At 55.1% G+C, this 23,304-nt stretch carries 18 protein-coding genes and 1 pseudogene; 8 read left to right on the top strand and 11 right to left on the bottom strand.

Annotated elements, in window-relative coordinates:
* Window positions 1-111 precede the first annotated feature (111 nt).
* Window positions 112-671: pseudogene (locus tag KO492_RS16540) on the top strand (IS5 family transposase); the annotation flags it as partial.
* Window positions 672-782: 111 nt separating this feature from the next.
* Here KO492_RS16540 and KO492_RS16535 read toward each other — a convergent pair.
* From KO492_RS16535 to KO492_RS16525, 3 genes are all read right to left on the bottom strand, one after another.
* Window positions 783-1,775, bottom strand: coding sequence for a sensor histidine kinase (locus KO492_RS16535; RefSeq protein ID WP_216045986.1), 993 nt, complete (start codon window positions 1,773-1,775; stop codon window positions 783-785).
* Window positions 1,776-2,040: 265 nt separating this feature from the next.
* Window positions 2,041-4,884 carry an ATP-binding protein gene (locus tag KO492_RS16530; protein ID WP_216045985.1) on the bottom strand — a complete coding sequence of 948 codons (2,844 nt, stop codon included), beginning with the start codon at window positions 4,882-4,884 and terminating at the stop codon, window positions 2,041-2,043.
* A gap of 235 nt (window positions 4,885-5,119) precedes the next feature.
* Entirely contained in the window at window positions 5,120-5,863 is a 744-nt protein-coding gene (locus tag KO492_RS16525) for an acyl-homoserine-lactone synthase (protein WP_252735589.1), read from the bottom strand.
* A 178-nt stretch (window positions 5,864-6,041) separates the two neighbouring features.
* Between KO492_RS16525 and KO492_RS16520 the strand changes: the two genes are divergently transcribed.
* Complete coding sequence (locus KO492_RS16520) at window positions 6,042-7,430, top strand: sensor histidine kinase (protein ID WP_216045984.1); 1,389 nt, start codon at window positions 6,042-6,044, stop codon at window positions 7,428-7,430.
* Window positions 7,431-7,848: 418 nt separating this feature from the next.
* Here KO492_RS16520 and KO492_RS16515 read toward each other — a convergent pair whose 3' ends face one another.
* The 3 genes from KO492_RS16515 to KO492_RS16505 all read right to left on the bottom strand — a co-directional run bounded on the left by KO492_RS16515 (window position 7,849) and on the right by KO492_RS16505 (window position 10,829).
* A complete protein-coding gene (locus tag KO492_RS16515; protein WP_066601926.1) occupies window positions 7,849-8,670 on the bottom strand; it encodes an ATP-binding cassette domain-containing protein in 822 nt (273 codons plus the stop codon).
* A gap of 1 nt (window position 8,671) precedes the next feature.
* Complete coding sequence (locus KO492_RS16510; RefSeq protein ID WP_216045983.1) at window positions 8,672-9,796, bottom strand: ABC transporter permease; 1,125 nt, start codon at window positions 9,794-9,796, stop codon at window positions 8,672-8,674.
* An 82-nt stretch (window positions 9,797-9,878) separates the two neighbouring features.
* Entirely contained in the window at window positions 9,879-10,829 is a 951-nt protein-coding gene (locus KO492_RS16505) for a sugar ABC transporter substrate-binding protein (RefSeq protein WP_216045982.1), read from the bottom strand.
* A 176-nt stretch (window positions 10,830-11,005) separates the two neighbouring features.
* Between KO492_RS16505 and KO492_RS16500 the strand changes: the two genes are divergently transcribed.
* Entirely contained in the window at window positions 11,006-12,010 is a 1,005-nt protein-coding gene (locus tag KO492_RS16500; RefSeq protein ID WP_216045981.1) for a LacI family DNA-binding transcriptional regulator, read from the top strand.
* Here KO492_RS16500 and KO492_RS16495 read toward each other — a convergent pair.
* From KO492_RS16495 to KO492_RS16485, 3 genes are read right to left on the bottom strand one after another with little or no spacing between them, the layout of a single operon-like run.
* Window positions 12,007-13,140 (bottom strand): Gfo/Idh/MocA family protein, encoded by a 1,134-nt coding sequence (locus KO492_RS16495; RefSeq protein WP_216045980.1) that lies wholly within the window; start codon window positions 13,138-13,140, stop codon window positions 12,007-12,009. The genes KO492_RS16500 and KO492_RS16495 overlap by 4 nt on opposite strands.
* Window positions 13,141-13,151: 11 nt before the next feature.
* Entirely contained in the window at window positions 13,152-14,045 is an 894-nt protein-coding gene (locus KO492_RS16490; protein WP_216045979.1) for a sugar phosphate isomerase/epimerase family protein, read from the bottom strand.
* A 19-nt stretch (window positions 14,046-14,064) separates the two neighbouring features.
* Complete coding sequence (locus KO492_RS16485; protein ID WP_216045978.1) at window positions 14,065-15,168, bottom strand: Gfo/Idh/MocA family protein; 1,104 nt, start codon at window positions 15,166-15,168, stop codon at window positions 14,065-14,067.
* Window positions 15,169-15,291: 123 nt separating this feature from the next.
* Between KO492_RS16485 and iolD the strand changes: the two genes are divergently transcribed.
* Genes iolD through iolG form a run of 5 tightly spaced genes read left to right on the top strand, consistent with a single transcriptional unit; the run spans window position 15,292 to window position 20,837 of the window.
* Window positions 15,292-17,160, top strand: a complete 1,869-nt coding sequence (iolD, locus tag KO492_RS16480; RefSeq protein ID WP_216045977.1) for a 3D-(3,5/4)-trihydroxycyclohexane-1,2-dione acylhydrolase (decyclizing) — start codon at window positions 15,292-15,294, stop codon at window positions 17,158-17,160.
* Entirely contained in the window at window positions 17,160-18,140 is a 981-nt protein-coding gene (gene iolC / locus KO492_RS16475; RefSeq protein ID WP_216045976.1) for a 5-dehydro-2-deoxygluconokinase, read from the top strand. The genes iolD and iolC overlap by 1 nt, the downstream gene beginning before the upstream one ends.
* A gap of 12 nt (window positions 18,141-18,152) precedes the next feature.
* A complete protein-coding gene (locus KO492_RS16470) occupies window positions 18,153-19,007 on the top strand; it encodes a 5-deoxy-glucuronate isomerase (RefSeq protein WP_216045975.1) in 855 nt (284 codons plus the stop codon).
* Window positions 19,004-19,834, top strand: a complete 831-nt coding sequence (locus KO492_RS16465) for a class II fructose-bisphosphate aldolase (RefSeq protein ID WP_216045974.1) — start codon at window positions 19,004-19,006, stop codon at window positions 19,832-19,834. Before KO492_RS16470 ends, KO492_RS16465 begins: the two co-directional genes overlap by 4 nt.
* A 1-nt stretch (window position 19,835) precedes the next feature.
* The gene (iolG, locus tag KO492_RS16460; RefSeq protein ID WP_216045973.1) at window positions 19,836-20,837 is read left to right on the top strand and encodes an inositol 2-dehydrogenase; all 1,002 of its coding nucleotides are present in this window, start codon (window positions 19,836-19,838) and stop codon (window positions 20,835-20,837) included.
* Window positions 20,838-21,069: 232 nt separating this feature from the next.
* Here the strand turns inward: iolG and KO492_RS16455 are convergent, their stop codons facing one another.
* Together KO492_RS16455 and KO492_RS16450 are read right to left on the bottom strand one after the other, a co-directional pair.
* Window positions 21,070-22,578 (bottom strand): MDR family MFS transporter, encoded by a 1,509-nt coding sequence (locus tag KO492_RS16455; RefSeq protein ID WP_216045972.1) that lies wholly within the window; start codon window positions 22,576-22,578, stop codon window positions 21,070-21,072.
* Window positions 22,579-22,704: 126 nt separating this feature from the next.
* Window positions 22,705-23,304 (bottom strand): hypothetical protein (locus KO492_RS16450; protein ID WP_216045971.1); only part of this gene is annotated, 600 nt, incomplete at its 5' end.

Genomic DNA, 23,304 nt, shown 5'->3' with positions numbered 1-23,304 from the left:
TCACTCCATATCTCCCTGAACAAAGCCGTCAGGGATATCATGTTCACATGGGTCAATTCTCAGTGAAAAATTTGCGGCCTACCGGGTCACGTCTCAGCGGAAATCAACAGCTGGAGCGAAATGGGTGTTTTTGCCTGGATATTTGAAGGGTTGACCACGGAGGCGATGGACCCGACGACAATCATGATCGACGCGACCTATCTCAAAGCCCATCGCACGGCATCGAGCCTGCGGGGTAAAAATGGGGGCGTGGGCGCCTGATCGGGCGGACCAAAGGCGGCATGAACACCAAGTTGCATGCCATCACCGATACCCACGGGCGGCCAATCCGGTTCTTCATGTCGGCGGGCCAAATCAGCGACTATACAGGGGCGGCGGCGCTCCTGGGCAACATGCCGAAAGCCCAGTGGCTTCTGGGGGATCGCGGCTATGACGCCGACTGGTTCCGCGAAGCCCTGCAGGGTATGGGGATTAGGCCGTGCATTCCAGGACGGAAGGCGCGCAAGAAGCCCATCAAATACGACAAACGCCGTTACAAGCGCCGCAATCGCATCGAGGTCATGTTCGGGCGCCTGAAGGATTGGCGGCGGGTCGCCACCCGATACGACCGCTGCCCCGAAGTCTTCCTCTCCGCTATTGCTCTCGCAGCTACGGTCATGTTCTGGTTATGAGTCCTGAGCCTAAGACAGTCGCGGGAACCGGCGGATATTTGGCGGCTTTGTCAGAGCATTCCAGGCAGGTCATTCACAGTCAGCTTTGCCTCACGTGACTTGCATATGGCTTTATGCAAGTGGGGCCTTCGGCAATGTGACACAGAACGTTGAGCCTTTCCCCGCATCGGAGACAAATGACACGCTTCCGTCCATCGTTTCGGCCAGTGTCTTGACGATGTTCAGGCCTAATCCGGAACTGCCGGTGGATTTCTCGTTGAGCCATTGGCTACGCGTGAATTTATCGAAGAGCCGGTCCTGTATTTCCGCAGGAATACCGCTGCCATTGTCTTTCACCAGAATTTTAATCTTGTCCTCGGCGGTTTCCGCCCAAAACTCGACATGCTGACCTTTCTGGGAGGCTTTCACCGCATTGGAAATCAGGTTGGTGACGATCTTGATCAGATGCGAAGGCACAACATTTACCGCAAGCGTATCGTCAACTGACTTCAAGCGTATCTCGACGCCGTGATAGGTGCCGTAGCCTTGCAAAGAGGTCGCAATGTTGCTGAGGACGGGGGCAAGCGCCGTAACCTCGCGTTCCGCGGTTTTCTTTGTCTGTGTCTGCTCGTTGGAATCCAGCATGTCCTGAATCAATTCAAGCATCCGGTCACAGTTTGTATGTGCAATTTTCAGAAGCGCTGTGGCCTTGTCGCTCAAAGGTCCGACGACCTTCGGCTGCAGCATCTCCAGCGCGCCCTTGATGCTGGTGAGCGGGGTGCGCAGCTCATGGGTGATGACGGAATTCACATCCTGCGCAAATTGCTTTTGTTTTTTCAGCTTCGCTTCTAACCGGAGAAAGGTGATGTAGAACGGAACGCCGTTCTGGTCGGCTGATGTGTAGATATTTCCGATGATCGTGTCTGTCACACAGCGCGGCTGGGTGCTGAATTCGGCATAGCCGGAACTCCGGAGTGTGCCGAGGAGTTTTTCCTTCTCCTCACTCGATCCGAACAGCGCACTGTTGTGTAGTTTTGCAAGGGCGCTCTCGATCCGGTCTTCGCCCAACAATTCCAGAGCGGCGGCATTCATATATATCGGATGATCCAAATCACCCTTAAACATGAGAACCGGCGTCGGCATCACCGCGCAAAGGTCTTCGGGTGAGGGCAGAGGGGATTGAGACGCCATAGCCGGGGGAGCGGCTGGGTTGAAGTCACTGTTTGTATGGTTCATATGTCGACACCCCAAAAGCACTTAATACGGACTGGCCAAGACTTATTCATAATCGATATTCTGGATTCTCGACATAACTTTCACCCCAAACGGGGCTTCCATAAGGAAGAATTAAGTAAGAACTATGTCAAACGGGTTTGTGGGAAGAGCCGCGCTAGGCTTTTGGCCTCCAAAGCGGCAGCGCAAAGCGCATCGTCGTCCCTGTGCCGATCTCGCTTTTGACTTTGATCCAGCCATTCTGCGCAGAGATGAGATCCTTACAAATCGCCAAGCCAAGGCCGACGCCGTTATTCCTGCGATCAGTCCCTTCTTTGGCCTGCGCGAAACGGTCGAAGACCTGATTTTGCATCTCCTTGGAAATCCCTATGCCGGAATCCTGCACTTCAAACACAACCATGTCGTCTTGTAGGGAACTTCTGACTTCGACCAGCCCTTCGTCCGTGAACTTGTAGGCATTTCCCAAAAGGTTGGTCAGAATCTGGCGAAACCGCGTTTCGTCGGCATAAATGGGTGCATCTATCAGGTCGAATTTGATCTCAAGCCCCTTTTCGGAGGCGAGGGTCTGGGTCTGTTCTATCACAGATCGGGCGACCGCAGCGCTTTCGACACACCCCAGATTGAGCCGCAAATTATTGGCTTCGATGCGCGCCAGATCAAGCATGTCGTCGATGAGCGCTTTCAACTGTGTGCCTGCGGCTTGAATCCGACCGGTAAACTGGCCGAGATCCTTTTCAAACTGCTCCAACGCCTCTCGAATGGTGGCCTCGTCGCCTGAGGGCAGGGCCTCTTTCAATGCGTTGTAGCTGGGCAGCTTGGTATGATTGGCGAGAAAGCTGTTGAACCCGAGAACGGCAGTGAGCGGCGTTCTGAGTTCATGGCTTATCATATTGAGGAATTGTGTTTTTGCCTCGTCGGCCTGTTTCGCTTCGCGCAACGCCTCATAGAGCGGCGTGACATCGGCGGCCATTCCGATATAGCCGGTAAAGAGACCTTCCGGCGTATAAAGCGGCTTGCCGCTCATACGCACCCATTTGGTTTTGTTCGGCTCGAAATTATGACTGTAAATAATGTCTCGAAACGGCTCATGGGCAATCATCTTTTGCACCATCTCGCCAAAGGGGGTCTCGGCTGTCTTCGGAAGGGCGCCGAAAATCTCGAAACGGGTTTTGCCGATGTAGTCTTTGGGATCGACATCCATCGCCCGCGAAAAGCCTTCTGAAATGTGGACCAGACGCATCTTGGTATCCTGTTCCCAATACCATTCCGATGTCATGTCGGCCACGGCTTGCAAACGTTGTTCCGCCTCGTCGCGTTTGCGCAAGGCTGCGCGCAATTCTGTGTTCGAGGCTTCAATCTGGCGTTGCTGCTCGCGAAGGTCCGTGATTTCCACACGGAACATGACAAGCCCGCCTTCGGAGGTGCGGCGCGTGTAATACCGGAACCAGCGGCCTTCGCCATAGCGGACTTCGATCTGCGATGTTTCGTCCTGAAGGGTTTGTGTGATGAGTTTGTAATCATCAACCGGTTTGCCATTCAGCAGCACTAGCTCGGCGAGCTCTACACGGCGCCGGACAAGGTCGCCGATCGGGCGCCCCAGCGCCAGTTCGCGCCTGACGCCTTCAAATTTCTCGCTTGCTACCGTGTTGAACAGAACCAGCCGATCCGTCGCATCGAAAAGCCAGAACCCGACAGGAAGCGCATCAATGGCGTCATTGAGCCGTTGCTCAGCGACTTTCGCGCGCTCGCGGCTTTGCAGTGTTTCTGTGACATCGTTCAGGATCATCACACGACCGCCGGCACTTGTTGTATGTTCCAGAATTTGCAGCCAAGTGCCGTCGCTCATGGCGGCGATGTTCCTTTCGCCGCGCACGGTGAGGCGTTTCATCTGCTCTTTGACCCAAGCCTCCTCATCCTCAATCGGAGTCTTGAAAAGGTTGTGGTGCAGCGTTGCGCGCAGCAGGCTTTCCCGTGACGCGCCTCTGTGAACCGAGGACGCGGCATCACCGAGCAATTCGGCGAAACGGTCGTTGAACAATTCTATGCGATCATTCGCATCGAACAAAACAAAGCCCGAGGGCGCCGTATCGAGAGCCGTTTTGATATGATGTGCGGCGCGCCGGTTTCTTCGGCGCAAAATATGCAGATAGCGGGTCAGCATCATCGCGAGGACGCCGCCGATCAGAATTAATGGAACAATCCGGCTTTCTCGCGTGGGAATAAGACTTGGGGCCTCTCGCGCCGTAAGTGCCAGATTCCAGACTGTTGCAAGGATCGGAAGCGTCAATACGGTTTGCGCGTCATCAAGCGTCGCAAGATCACCGTAGATGGCCTGTGGCGGCTGGATCTCTCCCTCAACACTCAACACGATATTGTAGCGCTCGGCCAATCCCTCCAGATCCAGTTCGTTCAGAAATGCTTTGGTCGAGAAAACAATCGAGACGATGTCAATATTTTCCGTGTCATCGCGATCGGTGCTCTTGGTCGAAACGGGCTGGCGCATGACAAATCCGGGATATTCTCTGAGAAGCCATGTCGGTCCGCTCAGGCGGGTGCGGCCTTCTTGACGGACCTTTTCCAAGTCCGGAAGCTGTTCCGGACGCTCGGCAAGGTCCCGCCCCAGAAGGTCTTCCATAGAGACCGTTGAATAGACGCGTGTTACGGTTGTGCCTTTTATGAGGGCTATGGTGTCGATGGATGGATCTTCGACATTAATCGCATCGCCAAAGGCGTAAAATTCCTCTTGGGTTATGTCCGGATTGATGGTGAGCGCCGCAGAAATACTGCGCGCAATCAATTGTTTGTTGCTGAACGACTGTTGGATTTTGGCGGAGATTTCAGAACGTGCGGCGAAGAGTTCCTGCCTTTGTTCCTCGCGCAGTTCATTCAGTTCGGTATAGGACAGCATCAGGTAGGCGGCGATGCAGATGAGGAGGATTGCGATATATGACGCAGCCTCAATCAGGCATTCGATCAGTTTGTCGGTGATCTTTTGGGGCATCAACTTTAACCGGTTCCTACTGCTCAGCCGACTTTGCCCGCTTCGCAAAACACATATACTCAATCACAACCTTCCAGAGAATGAATGGTTGCTTACTCGCGCCACAGGATGGGTGAAGATCGGCGTAATTACCAGATGTATAATCTGAAAAGCAATGGGCCGCTTATAATCGTAGATTTTACACAGCCGGCGTGAGGCATGTGAAAGACCTGAAAGTGTAGTGCAAATGTCGCCCCTACATTGCCCCGACTTTTGCGACATGCATCAAGGCGGCTTGTGAAATATCGGTGTCGAATGTCACACGCGGACCAACGGGCAGGGCGCTCATGCCCAATCGCTCCAGCCAGCGTTTGAACACATAGGGGACAATGCCGATCACATGGGTTGCGCCTTCGGCAACAGCGGTGCGGGCCATTTCATGCATGAGCCGTGTCTGCACCCTGATGCGCCGGTTTGCGGGGACTTCCGGTGTGATGAACAGGCGCGTTGCTTCCCAGACCCAGTCTGAGACGGGGGCGTCTTCGTAGAGGATATAGGGCGGGATCGTATCAATGACGCCGTCCTTGGCGTCTTTGAGCATATAGGTATAGCAGCCACAGCGCGCGGTTGTTGGCAGAAGCCTGATCCCTGCCACCACCTGCCCATATTCATGCAGGACAACCGTGCGGCTTTGGGGCGTGTCATATTGGTCGAACTCCATGCCGGAGGTCTGCGGCAGATCCCAGCCTTTGCTGTCGATAAAGACCCGTTTGCGCGCCTTGAGCGCCTCGACATAAAGCTCGCCATGTAAATGGTTGTTCTCGACTGACAGAACCGTTGCGCGAATGTGGTCATTCTGCGCGGCTTTGGCGGCGATGGCCTTTTGACGTTTCTGATAGGTCTGGACATCACCTGCGGCACCCGTGTCCGCCCATGGCATCAGGTCGGGAAGTCGATCATGTCCGGGCAAGCCCCGTCTGGAATCCGAATGCAAAGCCATATGTTTGTGCCTCAGTTAAAATTTGCTCGTGTCGCCTTATGCTTAGCTGTTATGATCAATGAACACATTTGTGCCACATTTCCAACAGATAATTCATCCTATTGGAGGGTTGTGTTGCTTTCGTGCAATTAGAAGTTGTGTTAACACTGAAGGTCTATTGGCTGAAGACGGGGGCTCAATGAAATCTTTCTATGCCTTTCTGAAGAAAGCGCTCGGGGCCGAACGCCACCTCCCGCGCGGGGAGTATCAACGCCGTCTTCTCGATTACGCGGAAACGGGGCAGAGGCTCTTTGTCCAACGGTTTTTGATCTATGGAATCGCAATTCTTCTGGCGGGCGCCTATTATAGCTGGCCTTTGGCCGCGGTTTTCATCTGTCTGGTCGTCCTGTGCGAAACCTATGATTTTTTCGTCGCGCGCCGCATCCGTGTGCAAAATGTCTGGACCGCAAAGGCCATTCGCTCTGCTTTATTCAAACTTTTTCTGGGCACGATCACCAGCGCTGTGACGATCTCCGTGTTCTCGATCTCGTTTGCCATGCAGCAATCTCCCGAAAGCGGGCATTTCATGCCGATGTTCATGCTGGTTTCGGCGTCTATTTTTGCCACCATGCACAATCATCAGTTTCTGTCACTTCTGGCCACACGTCTGCTCATTTATGTAGCAGCGATCATCTATATTCCCGTCCATGACCTTGTGATCACCTCCGCACCGCTTGGTTCCGAGATATGGCTCCATTTTTTCACCGTGGTTTTCGTGCTGGGGTTTCTGGTCGAACTGGCACGAAATTTTGTCTCCAGTTATAGCGATGCGCTGAAAAACCTGATGGATCTTGAGGCGAAACACGAACAGGTAAAAATGGCATATCAGGCCAAAACCGAGTTTGTCGGCACCGTCAGCCACGAGTTGCGCACACCACTGACCTCGATCAAAGGGGCGCTGGACCTGATGAATTCGGGGGTGTTGGGAGACGTTCCCGAAAAGATGCAATCCCCGATCAAGATTGCACAGCGAAACGCGATCCGCCTGTCCGCCATGGTTGAAGACCTGCTCCTGCTCCAACGCATTGATGCAGGGCGGCTGGATTTCACATATGAAAGGGTTGAGCTCAACACATTCCTTCAGGATGTCGTCGACCGCTTTCTGCCGTTTGCAGATTACAAAGGGGTAACCGTGAGCAAAACGTTGGCTGATGAGGATTTCTTTGTCGATTGTGACGAGAAACGCATCGAGCAGGTTATCAGCAACCTTCTCTCCAATGCGGCCAAATTTTCGGAATCTGGCGGAAAGATTACCGTGGGACTGGAGAGGTTCGGGAACTACGCGCGTATTACTGTGGCGGACGAAGGGATCGGGATTCCGAAAGACACAGGAGACCGCATTTTCGAGGCCTTCAACCAGCTTGACACCTCTGCGTCCAGAAAGTTCGAGGGAACAGGGCTCGGACTGAATATTTCACGCAAAATCGTCGAAGCGCATGATGGGTTGCTCAGTTATGGAAGCGAGCTTGGCAAGGGGACAACATTCTTTGTTGACCTGCCAATTCATCATGACGGAGTTGTGACGTAGTTCACGCCGCAGGCGTAGTTTCAATTTGTCGTGTGATGTCTCATGTTTCCGGCAGCAGAGGCTGCCCCTTCCCGAAACTTGTCGAGATGGTTGCCAGAAAGTTTCTTAAAAACACAAAATTTAATCTAACCCCTCGGGATTTCAGCAAGCCCTGAAAACACTACAAAGCATAGAGCTTGCGTCCCGCTTTAATCGCACGAACTGAATTCACAGGTCTACTCCTCGGCAGGCGCAACCTAAGCTCAATGGTGTCAAAAATGACGGGATGTGGAGCCGATAGATCCGCAATAACTGTGGCGGTTCAACTGTCCTGCTTGAAGTACAAGGTCTTGGCTGATTTTCTATTAATCTACCTCGGAAAATGCCGCCGGAAGGAGAATGGCTCCAGCGGCATCTTTGATTTTTATCCGTCTTTAGGTCAGACCGTACCTCCAAGTGAACCTTCGAGCTGAGCCAGTTCTTGCCCGCCGGCCATGAGGTCTTGGAGTTCCTCGGAAGAGATTTCGCCCCGTTTGGCCGTGCCTAGAGTTTTACCTCGGTTGAGCACGGTGAACCTGTCGCCAACGGCCAGAGCATGACGGACGTTGTGACTGATGAAGACGACGCCGACACCTTGTTTGCGAACCCTGTCGATCGTGGCCAGAACATTTGAGGTTTGGCGCACCCCCAGAGCTGAAGTGGGTTCATCAAGGATCAAGATCTTCGCGCCAAAATGGACAGCCCGTGCGATTGCTACGGTCTGACGCTCCCCGCCGGACAGAGTCCCGACGGCCTGATCTGGACCGCGAAGGTTGATGCCCATTTTGCGCATTTCTTCCATAGTAATGGCATCGGCCTTTTTCTTGTCCAGAAAACTGAGACCTGCCACCTTACGTGTCGGCTCGTTTCCCATGAAGAAGTTTCGACTGACGCTCATCATGGGGATCATCGCCAAATGCTGGTGCACCGTTGCGATCCCTGCGGCAATCGCATCTCGCGGATCTTCGAAATGTAGCGGCTTTCCCTCGAAATAGATTTCACCTGCGGTCGGTTTGTGGACCCCCGACATGGTCTTGATGAAGGTCGACTTACCGGCGCCGTTGTCACCCAAAAGACAATGACACTCGCCCGGCTTCACGTCGAAGCTGACCCCGGCAAGCGCAATGACGCGCCCGAAGTGTTTTTCGATGTTCCTCATCTCGATGATCGGTTTCACATCACTGAGAGGATCGCCATGATGGAACTTGGTTTCAGCGGTCATATTAACGCTCCCCTGTAATCATGCGGCGGATGTAGGTGTTCAGGATGACCGCGCCGAGCAGGATGACCCCAAGGAAAACCCGGAAGAGCGAGCTTTCTACCCCAGCAAAGAACAGCCCTTGTTGGACAACACCAAAGATCAGAGCACCAAGCGCCGCCCCCAGAACAGAACCATATCCACCGGTTAAAAGCGCACCGCCGATCACAACGGCAATGATGGCCTCGAATTCTTTGAGCAGGCCGCGATCAGCACCAGCAGAGCCAAATTCCATCACCTGACACACCGCGAAAACGGTGGCGCAAAAGGCGGTAAACATGAACATCAGAATTTTGACACGGTTCACAGGAACGCCCGAATTTCGCGCAGCTTCTGCATCCCCTCCAGCCGCGAAAATCCAGTTGCCGAATTTGGTCTTCGTCAACAGAACATGGCCGAAAATGATGAGTATGATTGCCCAGACGATCAACATTGGAATGCCGTCGACCACCGGTTGTCCGGCTTTGGTGCCGCGTTCGAAAATGGCGATCATACCCGCATCTGCGAGCCAGGTGAAAAGCTCTCCGAAAATCTTGCCGCCAAACACCGGTGCCAGCCAATCACCTTCGGAGACATCGATGATACCGCCAATAATTGTTTTGCGCTCGATGACCTGAGGCAAAAAGATGGTGAACCCGCGCAGGATGAAGAGAAAGGCCAGCGTCACAATGAAGCTTGGCAGGCCGGTACGAACGACAATCCAGCCATTGAGTGCGCCGATTGCTGTGCAAAGCACAAAGGTTATGATGATTGCGAGCCAGACGGGCCAGCCGTAGGTGACCGAAAAAATCGCGATCATCATGCCCGCAAAGCCAATCATGGATCCGACTGACAGATCAAACTCACCGGCTATCATAAGCAAGCAGGCGCCGACGGCGATAATCATGAACTGGGCCGATACGGTCGACCAGTTCATCACACCTTGGCTGTTGAACATGCCACTATCGAATGCGAACAGTAGAAAGAAGGTGAACACGGCAATGGTTCCAACGATGCCGCCCAGCTCGGGACGGATCAACGCCTTCCTGAACGCGGAAATATCCTTGATGCGTTCGTCGGTTTTTGCCGTGGGTTGGGCCGCGTTTGACATACGACATCTCCCCAATGACTAGGTTTTCAGGAACAAAATCGGAAGGGCTTCACCGCTATGGTTGGCCCTTCCAAGACGGGAATTAGCGGTATTCGCCCGCAAACTCTTCGACTTTTTCAAGACCTTCAGCGGTGACAAACCCCGGACCGGAGTTGACGTTGTTGCCCGGAAGAACGCCGTAGCGGTCGTAATTGGTCAGGATCACAACCGGCAGATAGGCTTGCAAAAACGGTTGCTGGTCGATGCCCCACTCAATGATTCCGGACTTGATACCTTCGACGATATCTCCGCCGAGATCGAATGTGCCGAAGTAGATGTCACCAGCCATGCCATTTTCGTTTAACGCCAAGAGCGTTGGGTTGGCGGATGTCGGACCAAGGGTCAGAACGGCATCGGTGTCAGGATTGGACGACAGGTAAGCCATGACGCGGTTCTTGATTTCGGACGGATCCTGGCCCGCATCGATCATTTGATTGCCGAGTTCGACACCCAGACCATCTGCAAAGCCCTGACAGCGCTCTGTTGAAGCCGGCTGGACAATGTAATGATTTACGCAGAGAAAAGAACTGATCCCATCGCTTTTGGCACGCAGCCCAGCCGCGTAACCCGCATCATATTCCGGTTGGCCGACATACATCAAAGCGCCAATTTCGCGGGCTTTTTCAGGGCTGCCGGTATTCATGATGATGACATTGATGCCACTGTCAATCGCGTTTCGAATCGGACCTTCGAGAATGTCCTCATCTGCCAGTGTCGTTATGATCCCGTCGGGTCCAGATGCAGCGACTTGATCAATGATCCGCGCCATATCTGCAAGGTCGCCCGTCGGCGGGTTGCGGTATTCAACCTCAACATCCATTTGCTCGCCGGCAAGAGCGATGCCGTTTTTAACCGTATTCCACCAGCTATCGCTATCTGGTGCATGACTCACGAGAACGTATCTTTCGCCATCGGCATATGCGCTTGCAGCGGTGATTAGAGGCGCGGCGGCGGCGACCGTGGCCAACGCAACTTTCCTGACAGTCGATTTCATTTCTTCCTCCCTGGAACTTTTAATGTAGAGGCGGCTAGGCCTGTGCCTCTATATGCAAGCTAACGCGGAACAGATATTTTTGCAACCGGTTGCATAAACTAATCGCATTTGGGGATGTTCTGCTCTAAAACATAAGGTAGATTGTCGGAAATACTGTAATAAATGAGGGTAGTAGGTTGGCGGTAACATTGAAAGAGGTTGCGGAAAGAGCTGGTGTATCGCGCTCTGCCGTATCGCGCACCTTTACAGATGGGGCCTCGGTTTCTGACGCAATGCGGCGCAAGGTTGAAAAGGCGGCGCGGGAATTGGGATACAGTCCGAACGCTCTGGCATCGTCACTGACCACGGGTCGAACCAAGTTGATCGGACTGGTGTCGAACAACTTTCATAACCCGATTTTTCTGGAGGTTTTCGATCTCTTCACACGAGGGCTTCAGGACCGAGGATTGCGCCCCTTGCTGGTGAACCTGTCGGATGAAACCGAACCGGACGCATCGGTTCGGATGCTGCGGCAGTATTCTGTGGATGGCGTCATTGTCGCCTCATCGACCTTGCCACCAGGATTTGCGAGGGCGTTTCGCGACGCGGGCGTTCCAGTGGTTCACGCTTTTGGCAGGTATTCTTCGTCCCCCGAGGTGCATGTCGTGGGGATCGATAACCGTGAAGCCGGACGTTTGGCGGCGCGAACGCTTGTGGAGCGGGGATATACCCATGTGGGCTTCTTGGGGGGGCCGGAATCATCAACATCAACACAAGACCGTTACACGGGCTTTATGACCGAGATGTCTGCGCACCCGAATATCAAGGTCACCTATTCTTTTGCGAAAGCCTATTCCTTTGATGCCGGACGCGATGAAATGCTGCGTTTGCTGCAGAATGCTCCGGCACAGGCGTATTTCGGCGGCGATGATGTGATGTCTATCGGCGCTCTGTCTGCGATTAGTGATAGCGGCCTGAATTGTCCGGTGGATGTCGGAATAATCGGGCTAAATGATATGGAGATGGCGCGTTGGAACAACATTAATTTGACAACGATCCATCAACCTATTCGCCAAATCGTGACTTCGTCTATCGAACTGATGGCAGCAACCCTTGCCGATCCTGAACGCTTTCCGGAAGCACGGATCTTCTCATGTGCAGTGGTGGAGCGGGGTACATTGCGCCCCGCTCCGAAAGCTTAACGGAACATCGGCGGGCGCGCGTCCAGCCATGCGCCTTTGTCCCGGGCGGAAGCAACGGCGGTATGTACGGCGGCCATCGACCGCACGCCATCCTCTGCTGTTGGCAAGCCATCACGTGTTTCTCCAGCAATGGCATCGGCAAGATCACAATAGATATTGGCCACCGCGAGAGGGAAACCTTCCGGGTGCGCGATCGAGACACGGCTTAGGCGTTGCGCGCCTTCGTGCAGACCTGCTTCGCCTTTTTCGATGATCTGAGTGCGTCCGCCGACAGGCGTATAGATCAGTTGGTTCGGCTGCTCCGAAGCCCAGCGTAGGCCGCCCGTTTCGCCGAAGATCTGAATATCGAACCCATGCTGGCGCCCGATTGCGACAGAAGATGTCCAAAGCCGCCCGACCGTACCTCCCGTCATGCGGAAGTTAACCATGGCATCGTCTTCCAATTCACGCGACGGAATAGTCGAGGCAAAATCGGCAGACAGCTTTTCAACCTCGTCGTCACAGACAAAGCTGGCCATATGCAGCGCATGGATGCCGCAGTCGGCAAACTGGCCTGAAACGCCGGCCATCTTCGGGTCATAGCGCCAACGCACGCGGGGATTATCCGCATCGGTTGCATCTCCGTGGTGGCCGTGGCTGAAATTGGTGACGACCAACCGGACTTTGCCAATCTCTCCGTTGCGAACCATTGCGCGGGCCTGCCGCACCATTGGATAGGCGGAGTAGCAGTAGTTTACGGCGCAAATCTTGCCGGTTTTATTTGCCACGCGGACGATTTCTTCGCCTTCCTCGACCGTCATGGTCATGGGTTTTTCACAAAGCACGTTGAACCCTGCTTCAAGAAAGGATTTGGCGATCTCGAAATGCGTCGCGTTCGGAGTGGCGACTGTGACCAGATCAATCCGATCAGAGCGATCCTTTTCTCCGGCGAGCATTTCGGTCCAGTCACCATAGGCGCGATCCGCGGCAATGCCGAGGCGCTGTGCGTAGGCGCGACCTTCTTCAGGCCGGTGATCCAAAGCTCCGGCGGCAAGGTTAAAGCGACCATCAGCTTGTGCGCCTAGTCTGTGAGCGGGTCCGATCTGACTACCCTCTCCGCCGCCAATCATTCCCCAGTTTAGTTTAGTCATGTTCTTCCTCCTCAGACGAACCCGATGGATTCAAGGTATTCGCGGTTTTTGCGAGCATCACCCAGTGTGTCCGGATTCAACAAGGGATCACAATCCTGTTCCACCGTGCACCACCCTTGGAAGTCGGCATCCAGAAGCATTTGGCGAACAGTCGGGAAATCGACATCCCCTTCGCCCAGATTGCAAAAAATCCCCTGACCGCACGCATCATAAAACCCGGTACGCTTTTCGATCACATCTGTTTTGACAACCGGATTTATGTCTTTGAAATGCATGTATGAAATCCGGTCGATATGCTTTTTCATAAATGCGACCGGATCAAATCCGGCGTAGGAATGATGGCCTGTGTCAAAGCAGATTTTGAGAATGGTTTCGTCAACTTCATCCAAAAGGCGTTCAAGTTCGGGTTCGAAATCCATGAAACCTGCCGCATGGGCGTGGATGCCTACGGTTAGCCCATACTCTTCTGCGCCGATCCGCGCACTGGTCGCAATACGATCACGGAAGGCGGTCCATTCGGCCTTGTCCATTTGCTCGGCCTCGCTGGCGCGACCTGCGGTTGGTGCGCGGCGGGGCGAAATCGAGTCAATTATTACCATATGCTGAGCGCCATGCGCCTGGAGCGCTTTGGCTGTGCGATGCGTGGCATCAAGAACCTCATCCCACGCATCAGGGTCATGATAGGGGCGGAAAACCACGCCACCAATCAGCTCCAGCCCGTGTTCCTCCAGCCCTTCCTTCAGTTGGGCGGGATCTTCAGGCATAAAGCCTACTGGACCAAGTTCGATGCCCTTGTATCCGGCTTCAGCACACTCTTTCAGGACGTGTTGCCAAGTCGGGTTGCGTGGATCTGCGGCGAACTCCACACCCCATGAGCAAGGGGCATTGCCAATTCTGATCGTCATTGTTCGATGTCTCCCATCATCAAAAGTCTTTAATTTCTTGCCAGCTTCCGCTGTCGGCCGAGGCGATTGTTGCGGCAATCACCCGATTGACTTCATGTCCGTCACGAAATGTCGGCCATAGCGCTTCTCCGGTTTCGATGGCGCGCAGAAAGTCCTTTGCCTCGATAATGATCTGGTCCTGATAGCCAGTGCCATGTCCCGGACCCTGACAGAATGCGTCGTAATCAGGGTGGGATGGTCCGGTCAGGATTTTGGTGAAGCCGCGCGTGGCATCCGGTCCGTCCATGCGGTAGAGCCAAAGCGCGTTTTGATCCTCCTGATCAAAACGGATCGCGCCCTTGGTGCCGGAAATTTCATAGGCATATCCCATTTTCCGCCCCGTCGCGACGCGACTGAAATACATCTGCCCCATGGCGCCGTTCTCAAAACGGCACATCATCTGGGCATGATCATCATTTGTGACCGCACCGCCGGGACGTGCTTTGTGAACGGTTTCATAAAGCCCCATTGTTCGAGCAATAGGCCCCATCAGAGCCAAGGCGCCATTTATCATGTGCGGCGCCAGATCCCCGAGTGTGCCGTTGGCCATACCGCTGGTACGCCAGTTGGCAGGGGCACTGGGATCGGCCAGAAAATCTTCGGTATGCTCCCCGCGAAACCATGTGATATCTCCAATTTCGCCTGCAGCAATAAGCTGGCGGGCGAATTGGCTGGCGGGGGTGCGGATATAGTTGAAGCCGACCATATTGACGACACCGGAGGCTTCGGCGGCGGAGACCATTGCGGCGCTGTCTTCTAGTGAAGCGCCAAGAGGTTTTTCGCAAAACACGGGTTTTCCAAGAGCAAGCGCTGCCTCTGCAATCTCGCGGTGAGTTTCTTGTGGGGTGGCGATGACAATGGCTTCGACTTCGGGGGCATTGACCAGAACGCGCCAGTCGTCTGTCGCGCGCGCAAATCCGTAGGCTTTCCGATAGCGCTCGGCACTTTGTGCGCTGGAGGCGCAAACCATTTCCAGTCGCGGACGCAGCGTGGTGTTAAAAGCCGCCCCTACTGAGGACATAGCAACAGCATGCGCCTTGCCCATATAGCCTCCGCCAAGAATGCCGATCCCTATGTCAGCCATATCTCACCTCCCTTTTTTGCGAATATGATTTGCAACCGGTTGCAAAATGTGTATCGTGAGTCTAAACATCGCGCAAGCTGGAATTGATCGGCAAACAAGATTTTACAGGGAGGGTTCTCACATATGACCAAGACGGAGGGCACCATTCGGTTGACGACTGCTCAGGCGGTTATTCGTTGGCTGGCAAACCAATATATAGAGATTGACGGCCAGCAGATGCGGGTCTGCGGTGGCGGGTTTGGTATCTTTGGACATGGGAATGTGACATGTTTGGGCGAGGCGCTGAACAGCGTGCAGGAAGAACTCCCGCTCTATCGTGGCCAGAATGAACAGAGCATGGGATTTGCCGCTGCAGGCTATACCAAACAGTGGCTTCGTCAGCGCTTCATGTTCTGCACTGCCAGCGCGGGGCCGGGCACCGCAAACTTGCTCACAGCAGCGGGGCTGGCCCATGCCAATCGCCTGCCGATGCTGCTGCTGTGCGGCGATACTTTCATGACACGCCTGCCCGATCCGGTTCTTCAGCAGATGGAGAACTTCTATGATCCGACTTTTGGCGTGAATGATGCGTTCAAACCTGTCACGCGCTATTGGGATCGCATTACCCATCCGGCGCAGGTCATTCAATCGCTGCCCAATGCACTGGCCACAATGTTGGACCCCGCCGATTGCGGCCCTGCTTTTATCGGTCTGCCACAGGATGTGCAGGGCTGGGCATATGACTATCCGGAAAAGTTCTTTGCGAAGAAGGTCCACCGCATCCGCCGTCAGTCCCCTGACGTGGCCGAGATCGCCGACGCCGTTGCGGCGCTGAAAGAGGCGGCGAGTCCAATGATCATTGCTGGCGGCGGGGTGCAGTATTCACGCGCGGTCGAAGAGCTCACCACATTCGCCGAGACCCATAACATCCCCGTGGTCGAAACCATTGCAGGTCGCGCCAATATGCTGGCGACCCATCCCCTGAACATCGGCCCGATAGGTGTGACCGGATCGGACAGCGCCAACGCGATTGCCGAAAAAGCCGATGTGATCCTTGCCGTGGGTACACGGCTTCAAGATTTCACCACCGGATCCTGGACCGCCTTTGACAAGGATGCGCAGATCATCTCGGTCAACGCGGCGCGCCATGACGCGGGCAAACACATGTCGCTACCGGTGGTAGGCGATGCGAAGCTTTCGCTCGCTGCGCTGACCGAAGTACTGGACTATACCGCACCGCAAAGCTGGGTGGACTTGGCCAAAACCGAACGGTCCAAATGGGATGCTTACGTCGCCGAGAACGTCAAGCCGGGCAACCGACCCAATTCTTACGCCCAAGCCATCGGTGTGGTGAACGATCTCTGCGATCCCCGCGACCGGATCGTGGCCGCGGCTGGCGGATTGCCCGCCGAGGTCACGGCCAACTGGCGCACGCTGGACGTAGGGACTGTGGATGTGGAATTCGGCTTTTCCTGCATGGGCTACGAAATCGCCGGTGCTTGGGGCGCGCGCATCGCACAGGCTCAGCAGGAGCCCGAGCAGGATACCATCACTTTTTGCGGCGATGGGTCTTATATGATGTTGAACTCGGACATCTATTCATCGGTTCTCAGCCGTAAGAAACTGATCGTTCTGGTGCTCGACAATGGCGGTTTTGCCGTGATCAACAAACTCCAGAACAACACTGGAAATGAAAGTTTCAACAACCTTCTGGAAGATTGCCCGACCATTCCCGAACCCTTTGGCGTGGATTTTGTCGCACATGCGGCCTCGATGGGGGCACAAGCTGAAAAAGTCACCAATCCGGCCGAACTTGGCGATGCATTCAAGCGCGCCAAAGCATCAGACAAGACCTATGTGATCGTAATGGATGTCGACCCCTACGAAGGGTGGACCACTGAAGGTCACGCTTGGTGGGAGGTTGGCACGCCAACTGTGACCGAAAGCGAGCGTGTACGCAAAGCACATGAAGACTGGGAAGCGTCACGCATCAAACAACGGAGGGGCGTGTAATGAGCGCCCTGATAGCGGGTATCCGCAAAGGCAGTTTTGTCGTCTTCGGCCGCGCGGGGATGGATATGTTTGCCGATCCCCCCGGCACCCGTGCGGACGAGGCCGATACCTTTCGCGCCGATCTTGGCGGCTCCTCTGCAAATATCTGTGCAGGGCTGTGTAAATTGGGAATGCAATCGGCGCTGGTCACCTCGGTTTCCGACGATGCTGTCGGGCGTTTCTGCACCAACCGACTGCGCCATTACGGTGTGGATACGCAGTATTTGAAAGTGCTGGGCGGTGAAGCTCGGGTATCTCTGGCGGTCTATGAAAGCTGTATTGAGGATTTTCAGCTGGTCATCTACCGCAACAACGCGGTGGACTTTCAGGTAACCGAAGAAGATGTCGATCGGGTGAATTATGATAATTTCGGTGCTTTGATCACGGCGGGGACAGTCTTTGCCGCCGAACCCTCGCGCAGCGCCACATTCCGCGCTTTCGAGAACGCCCGCGCTGCAAAGCTGCCTGTGATCTTCGACATAGACTATCGCCCCTATAGCTGGCCCTCGGCTGAAGTTGCCTCCGAGGTGTTGACCCGCGCGGGCGAGGAAAGCGACCTGATCGTCGGCAACGACGAGGAATTCGGCTTCATGGCCGGAAGTATGGACAAGGGGTTGGCAAAAGCCCGTGAGCTCGCCGCAAAAGGCAAGATGGTGATCTACAAGATGGGGCACGAGGGAGCGCTGACCTTTGCCGATGGCGAAGAGATACGCACCGGCATCTATCCCGTCACAGCCATTAAGCCGAACGGCGCAGGCGACAGCTTCATGGCTGGGCTGCTGGCGGCCATTGCCGAGCGACGACCGCTGAAAGAGGCGGTGCTGCGCGGCTCAGCCTGCGCCTCAATGGTGGTGAGCCATCCGGGATGTGCTCCAGCCATGCCGACAACTTCACAACTCAATGACTTTTTGGCCGCGTGTTCCGGCCCCACTGATATCTGAAAGGAAAGCCCGATGCATATCGCGCCCCATGATAATGCCAATACGCCTATCGTTGATGTTGATCACGATCTTGTGCCATTGAACTATTTCAACATCGTCAAACTGCAAAAAGGCGAGGTTTTTGAATACTCGGTTGCGGGATATGAGACCTGTGTGGTGCCTGCTACGGGAACTGTCGATGTGGATGTCGAGGGTGCGGTTTATACCCATCTTGGCAATCGCAATGCCGATGTTTGGGACGGTGAGCCCGAGGGGGTCTATGTGCCCGTGGGTGCCAAGGTTCGTATCACCTGTGTATCGGATAAAACGGAGACGTTTATCGCCGGCGCCAAATACGACAAGGTGCTGGAACCGTTCGAGGTCCGTGACGCAGAGATTGATATTGTTCAATACGGCTCGGACGACACCAAAACCCACCGCAAGATCAAGCACATTCTAGGTGCCAATCATCACGATAAGGTTGGACGTCTGTTGGTGAGCGAGTTGTATACTGTCGGGGCTGGTGGCTGGTCGGGTTTCCCGTCACACAAACATGACACAGATCGGTATGAGAACGGTGAACTGGTCGAAACCCGCCACGATGAAACCTATAATTTCCGGTTTAAACCGAATTATGGTTCGGGTCTTCAGATGCTCCAACGTGAGGACAATGAACCCGGAGACGCCTATCATATCGTCGATGGCTCGACGATCTGCATCGACAAGGGCTATCACCCCTGCTGCGTGCTGCCCGGCTACGAGATGTATTACTTCACTATTCTCGGAGGGCTTAGCCAGCGTAGCCTGAAACAGTATTTCCAGCCGACCCATGCAGCACAGTTGCACACGATTCCGGGCATCATGGATATGGTGGCAAAGTTCAAATGAGTATCGCAACTCTTTCAGAAGTGCTGCAACCGGCGCTCCGTCAGGGCTACGCTGTTGCGGGTTTGGTGACGCTGGGTTGGGAAGACATGCGCGCTTATGTGGCGGCGGCTGAGGCCGAGGGCGTGCCCGTTATCCTACAAGCAGGGCCGTCCTGTCGGGAACACACACCTTTGCCCGTTCTGGGAGCCATGTTTCGTTACCTTGCAGAAAATGCTTCCGTGCCTGTCGTTGCCCATTTGGACCACGGTTATTCTGTCGAAGATTGCCGCCTTGCCATTGAGAGTGGCTTTACCTCGGTGATGTATGATGGCTCGCGCAAACCCTTGGCCGAAAATATTGCCGAGACGGCGGCCATTGCGCAAATGGCTCATGATGCAGGGGTGTCTTGCGAAGGGGAAATCGGTTTTGTGGGCTATTCGGGCGGAGAGGGCTCTGCCGGAACCGACCCTGAGGAGGCCGCGCAGTTTGCACGGGAGACCGGGGTCGATGCTATGGCGATCTCGGTGGGAAACGTGCACTTGCAACAGGACAAGCAAGGGGGTCTTGATGAAGACCGTATTCGCGCCATTGAATCTGTTACGAGTGTTCCCTTGGTCATACATGGCGGGTCCGGAGTACCGGTCGCACAGCGTCGGTCACTCGCGCGGAACTCTGCGATCTGCAAATTCAACATCGGCACAGAATTGCGTATGGTGTTTGGACAGGCGCTGCGTGCGGCGGTCAATCACGACGCCACCAGATTTGATCGGGTCCAGATTTTAAAGGAAACCCATGATCCGCTGGTAGCCGCCACCCGCACTGTGCTGCAAGCCTTCAAAGGAACATAAGATGTTAAATATCGGACTTTTGGGATGCGGTCGGATCGGGCAGGTCCATGGCCGGACAATATCCCAGATCGACGGCGCTCGGGTTACGGCTGTTGCCGATGCCTTTGAAGCTCCGGCCAAGGCGCTGGCTGAAGCGACAGGTGCAAAGGTTATGGACGCGGTAGAACTTATCGCGCATGCAGATGTCGATGCTGTAGTGATCGGGACACCAACCGATGCGCATTATGATTTAATCCATGCCGCCGCAGCAGAAGGCAAAGCCATCTTTTGTGAAAAACCGGTGGATATGTCCGCTGAAAGAATCCGGGAGTGCATCAAGGCTGTCGAGGCCGCCGGTGTGCCGTTCATGACGGCTTTCAACCGTCGCTTTGACCCCAATTTTGCAAATCTACAGTCTCGTATTGTGGCCGGAGAGATTGGCGGCGTTGAAATTGTGACGATCCAGTCGCGTGACCCATCTCCGCCTCCTATCAGCTATATCAAAAGCTCCGGTGGACTGTTTCGTGATATGATGATCCATGATCTCGACATGGCGCGTTTCCTCTTGGGAGAGGACCCCGTGATGGTTTACGCGGTTGGAGCATCCCTTGTTGATCCTGATATCGGCGAAGCCGGAGATGTGGATACGGCGGCAGTCACGCTGACTATGAAAAGCGGTAAAATCTGTCAGATCACCAATTCCCGTCGGGCAAGCTATGGTTATGATCAGAGGATCGAAGTGCATGGTCAGAAAGGCATGCTACGTGCAGAGAATGTTCTGGAAAACACCGTAGAGATCGCCACGGCGGCAGGGTTTCAAAGAGCACCCGCGCAGCATTTCTTTCTTGAACGGTATGATGCGGCCTACCGCGCCGAGATGGCTTATTTTGTCGATGCCGTCACCAACCAAAAGCGCATCTTTCCCGGGATTGTGGATGGATTACGCGCACAGGTGTTAGCGGATGCTGCGACCCAGTCGTATGAACAAGGGGTGCCTGTACGGGTGGATAATGGCACCGTGTGAGTTGCACGGCACAAATTCAAGTTACACCATACCGATAAACGGTGATCCGGTTATGGCCACACATTGCGCAATTTGAGGATTGTGCATATGGCCATGACCTTTAACAGACTTGGCTATTGCTCCATTTGAAGCCGCAGTGCTTCAAAGTCTCCGACGCAAAACAATGAATTCCGGCCCAAATGTGCATCACACTTTCTATTGATGCACACAGCTTGCGACGCCCAGACTGCGCTCACCCCGCCCGCTTACTCACCGGCATGAGCGTCGGACGCAGCAGGATCGCGGCGGTCAGCCCGATGACCGAAAGCCCCGCCGCCACCATGTAGAGCCATGTGAAGGCATCAGAGAACAGCATACTGACCGCAATGCGGCTGGTCTCCGGCAGAGCCGCAAGAGCGTCGGGCGACAGGCTGGAAGGATCAGGCATATCGCTCACATCCCCTGCCCCTGCCATCAGTCGCGCCGACAGGACCGCTCCGTAAATCGAGATGGCCAATGACGCCCCCGCCATCCGGCACAGCGTCACCGCGCCAGTCGCGGCGCCAATGTCGCCCTGCGGGGCCACCAGCTGCACACCGATGACCGGCGATTGCTGCGCCAGACCAATCGACAGACCGCATGTTGCCAGCACGGCACCGATCAGCCAAAGCGATGTTCCCACCTGAATTTGCGAGACCCCGATCAAGGCCAGCACGGAGAGCGTCGTGCCAGTGATCAGGAACGGTTTGTATCGCCCTGTACGCTCGATCAAACGCCCCGCCGTCAGAGACCCAACGGCAATGCCACAGGTGAGTGCAATGAAGAACAGACCAGCATGGGCGGGCGAGAGCCCCGTGGTCATTTGCAAAAACAGCGCGTGATAGTTGACGAGACCAATCCCGATCCCGCCCGATGTCAGTGCCACAATCAACAGAAGAGGGAAGTTGCGATTGCGGAACAGGCTCAGCGGAATGATCGGCTCCAGCGAGCGGCGCTCAATGTGGACCCAAGCAATGGCGGATATGGTGGCCAAAGCCAGAATGCCGAAGGTCACGGGGGTAAACATCCCGCCAAAAATCTGCGCCCCGTCAGCCCAAAGCACGATCAATCCGATCGTCAGCGCCAAGGTCGCAGCCCCCGCATAATCGATCTTCGGCTGGCGGTTCGGGCGGACATAGGGCAGCAAGAGAAAGATGCCGGACAGAACCAGAATCCCGACAGGCAGGTTCACAAGAAATATCGAACGCCAACCAAAATACTGGCTCATGGCCCCGCCCAGTGTTGGGCCTATGGAACCGGAGGCCATGAGGACAAGGCTGGAAAAGCTCTGATACCGCGCCCGTTCACGCGGCTCGAACAGATCGGCATTGATCGAGAAAATCGACACCATAATGCCGCCACCACCCAGTCCCTGCAAAACACGCGCGGCAATCAGGCTGTCCATCGACCACGCCAAGCCGCAACTCAGAGAGCCGACCACAAAGAGCGAGATCGCAAACATCATCACATATTTGCGTCCGAACAAGTCCCCCAGCTTGCCATACACCGGCATGATGGCACTCTGCGCCAGCAGATACGCGGCACTGACCCAGCCGAAGCGTTCAATCGACCCTAATTCAGCGACAATCGTAGGCAGTGCGGTCGAGACGATCTGGTTGTCCAGCGTCGCCATGAACAGCGCCATCATCATGAAGGCGTAGATCGACAGACGGCGGCGACGGGAGAGATGGGCTAGAGGAGCGGCAGGCGCAACCGTAGGCATTGCGGGTATCCGTGTGATGCGTGTTAGCGCCAGCGGTATGGTGCAGCCCGAGAGGTGTCAACGCGCTTTGCGTCAGAGGACATATGCGGAAAGTCCTGACCAAACCCGCTTGAGTAGCCCCGCACCCTACCCCGCCAAAGGCGGCAGCAACTCGGTCACAAGCGCGCAGATGGTCGCATTGACCATTTCCAGCGCTTGGTCCCTTGAAGCCTTCTTGCGTAGGTTTCGGGCCAGTTCCGAGCCACGCGTGGAGGCGCACTGAACCAACAGGAGAAACGCGATCTCATGTATCTGGTGCAGGGCCTGATCGGCTGCGTCCGGTTCCGCAATCGCTCCAAGCTCGGAAGGTCTGGCGCATTCGCCCAGCAAAGACTTCAGAGCAGGCCCATGTTTCGATGCCTCGCTCTCCGCAATGCAGATGTCAGTCATTTCCGCCATTCTGGACAGGAAATTGCGGGCGGGGATCGTAGCGCTTTGTGAGGTGTAACCAGAGCGGCGCTCCACATGCAGTTCAGGACTGTCCAGATCATAGCGCAGTGTCAGCCCGTCCGCCGAAACCTCTGACGCCACAGGATGTCCGTAGTGCCGGCGCAGGCTGAGCGCCTCGGCATAGAGCACCAGTTGCAGCAGGTCAGCTCGCGACACAGCGCAGGACATGCGCTGAAGGCCGCTTTGTCCGGCCACTTTATAATTAAGCGTGAGTTTGGCGCCGCCGTCCTGCTGCGC

The organism is Celeribacter halophilus (assembly GCF_018860305.1).
Taxonomy (GTDB): Bacteria; Pseudomonadota; Alphaproteobacteria; order Rhodobacterales; family Rhodobacteraceae; genus Celeribacter; species Celeribacter halophilus_A.
Note: the sequence above shows the minus strand (reverse complement) of the source record. Positions and strands in the feature narration are given on the sequence as shown.

Coding starts and splice junctions, on each gene's coding strand:
- KO492_RS16455 (WP_216045972.1), bottom strand. CDS start 22,578: ATGCCTACGGTTGCGCCTGCCGCTCCTCTAGCCCATCTCTCCCGTCGC.
- iolD (WP_216045977.1), top strand. CDS start 15,292: ATGACCAAGACGGAGGGCACCATTCGGTTGACGACTGCTCAGGCGGTT.
- KO492_RS16510 (WP_216045983.1), bottom strand. CDS start 9,796: ATGTCAAACGCGGCCCAACCCACGGCAAAAACCGACGAACGCATCAAG.
- KO492_RS16485 (WP_216045978.1), bottom strand. CDS start 15,168: ATGGCTGACATAGGGATCGGCATTCTTGGCGGAGGCTATATGGGCAAG.
- KO492_RS16530 (WP_216045985.1), bottom strand. CDS start 4,884: ATGCCCCAAAAGATCACCGACAAACTGATCGAATGCCTGATTGAGGCT.
- KO492_RS16505 (WP_216045982.1), bottom strand. CDS start 10,829: ATGAAATCGACTGTCAGGAAAGTTGCGTTGGCCACGGTCGCCGCCGCC.
- KO492_RS16490 (WP_216045979.1), bottom strand. CDS start 14,045: ATGACGATCAGAATTGGCAATGCCCCTTGCTCATGGGGTGTGGAGTTC.
- KO492_RS16520 (WP_216045984.1), top strand. CDS start 6,042: ATGAAATCTTTCTATGCCTTTCTGAAGAAAGCGCTCGGGGCCGAACGC.
- KO492_RS16535 (WP_216045986.1), bottom strand. CDS start 1,775: ATGTTTAAGGGTGATTTGGATCATCCGATATATATGAATGCCGCCGCT.
- KO492_RS16525 (WP_252735589.1), bottom strand. CDS start 5,863: ATGGCTTTGCATTCGGATTCCAGACGGGGCTTGCCCGGACATGATCGA.
- KO492_RS16515 (WP_066601926.1), bottom strand. CDS start 8,670: ATGACCGCTGAAACCAAGTTCCATCATGGCGATCCTCTCAGTGATGTG.
- iolC (WP_216045976.1), top strand. CDS start 17,160: ATGAGCGCCCTGATAGCGGGTATCCGCAAAGGCAGTTTTGTCGTCTTC.
- KO492_RS16465 (WP_216045974.1), top strand. CDS start 19,004: ATGAGTATCGCAACTCTTTCAGAAGTGCTGCAACCGGCGCTCCGTCAG.
- KO492_RS16495 (WP_216045980.1), bottom strand. CDS start 13,140: ATGACTAAACTAAACTGGGGAATGATTGGCGGCGGAGAGGGTAGTCAG.
- iolG (WP_216045973.1), top strand. CDS start 19,836: ATGTTAAATATCGGACTTTTGGGATGCGGTCGGATCGGGCAGGTCCAT.
- KO492_RS16470 (WP_216045975.1), top strand. CDS start 18,153: ATGCATATCGCGCCCCATGATAATGCCAATACGCCTATCGTTGATGTT.